Genomic DNA, 1,307 nt, shown 5'->3' with positions numbered 1-1,307 from the left:
GATAGCCTCCTACGACAAAGCCTTAGAATTCAAACCAGATTTACACGAAGCCTGGAACAATCGGGGCAATGCATTGGGTAATTTAGGCAGGTTGGAAGAAGCTATAGCCTCCTACGACAAAGCCTTAGAAATCAAACCAGATGACACATCTGCATTTTATAATAAAGCTTGCTGCTATGCGTTACACGGTCAAGCTGACTTATCTATTCAAAACTTGCAGCGTGCAATTAATCTAAATCCTGACAAATACCGAGAAATGGCAAAAACTGACTCGGATTTTGACAGCATTCGATCTGATGTTCGGTTTCAAGCCTTGATTCAAGGATAGGGATTTGCCATTGGGCGGGGGCGGGTTTATGAGATTGTCGATTATCAGCAAACATTGTTGGCGAACCGGCCCCTACAGCATCACAAACACTTTATGATAGATTAATAGCGAGGTAAACGATGACTCAACTAAATGTAACTGTAACTAATGACAGATTTCCCGAACTCATCGCCCGTGTTGAAGATACTGGAGAACGAATCGTCATAGAACAAGAAGGAAAGAAAGGCGATCGCTGCTATCATTACTTATGCTGACCTGAAGCGATTGGAAGCACTAGAAGCCGCCCTAATTCACAAAGCAAAACTAGAAGAATATGAATTGCTAAAAGCTGCGATCGCAAATCCAGCCTTTGATTCTCTCAAAGACTCAGCCGAAGATATCTACACTTTAGCTGATGGCAAGCCATTCCAGGACTCAGAATGGATTAAAACAGTAGCGATCGATCCTAACTTTAGTTCGATACTCGACCCCAAAGAAGACATTTATACTATAGCTGACGGTAAACCATTCCATGACCAAGGGTAAGATTTTCCTAGTACCGTTTCCCTATGATGATTTATCGGCAAACAAACTGCGTCCAGTAGCTTGCTTGACTAACCCTTTGGGATCGAGACGCCATGTTATTCTTGCTTATATTACAAGTCGCCTGCCCACAAATCTACTGGAAACAGATATTGTATTAGATGCTTCTCATCCTGACTTTCCTGCTTCGGGGTGGCGCGTGCCATCTGCGATCGGGCTGCATCAACTGGTGGCTGTTTCTACAGTGGTTGTTCAACGTGAGTTGGGTGAATTGTCATTAGATACACAAGCTCAAATTGCACAAAAACTATGCGATTTTCTAAGTCTGTGATAGCTGATAGGTGACAATTAAACTTAAACGACTTACAGACTCCGAAAGAAACGGGTGCATCTGGTGCAAGACAAATATATCCGTAGGGGCGAAGCATGACCGCATTCAATATGGGATTATAACTAA

4 protein-coding genes are annotated in these 1,307 nt (G+C 42.8%); all 4 read left to right on the top strand.

From position 1 onward, the window contains the following. Positions 1-328, top strand: a 328-nt coding sequence (locus QT974_RS32895; protein WP_333472560.1) for a TPR end-of-group domain-containing protein, incomplete at its 5' end; no start/stop codon positions are given. Between the two features lie 119 nt (positions 329-447). After that, on the top strand, positions 448-582 hold the full coding sequence (locus tag QT974_RS32890) for a hypothetical protein (protein ID WP_333472559.1): 135 nt from the start codon (positions 448-450) through the stop codon (positions 580-582). A 10-nt stretch (positions 583-592) separates the two neighbouring features. After that, complete coding sequence (locus tag QT974_RS32885; protein WP_333472558.1) at positions 593-853, top strand: hypothetical protein; 261 nt, start codon at positions 593-595, stop codon at positions 851-853. Next, positions 840-1,181: a type II toxin-antitoxin system PemK/MazF family toxin gene (locus QT974_RS32880; RefSeq protein WP_333472557.1), complete on the top strand. Its 342-nt coding sequence runs from the start codon at positions 840-842 to the stop codon at positions 1,179-1,181. Before QT974_RS32885 ends, QT974_RS32880 begins: the two co-directional genes overlap by 14 nt. Positions 1,182-1,307 lie beyond the last annotated feature (126 nt).

Source organism: Microcoleus sp. BM001215392 (genome assembly GCF_036700185.1).
Taxonomy (GTDB): domain Bacteria; phylum Cyanobacteriota; class Cyanobacteriia; order Cyanobacteriales; family Microcoleaceae; genus Microcoleus.
The sequence above is the reverse complement of the archived record's forward strand: the minus strand, read 5'-3'. Positions and strand labels throughout refer to the sequence as shown.

What these genes read in the sequence shown, in the direction of transcription:
- QT974_RS32880 (WP_333472557.1), top strand. Translation starts at nt 840, where the DNA reads ATGACCAAGGGTAAGATTTTCCTAGTACCGTTTCCCTATGATGATTTA.
- QT974_RS32890 (WP_333472559.1), top strand. Translation starts at nt 448, where the DNA reads ATGACTCAACTAAATGTAACTGTAACTAATGACAGATTTCCCGAACTC.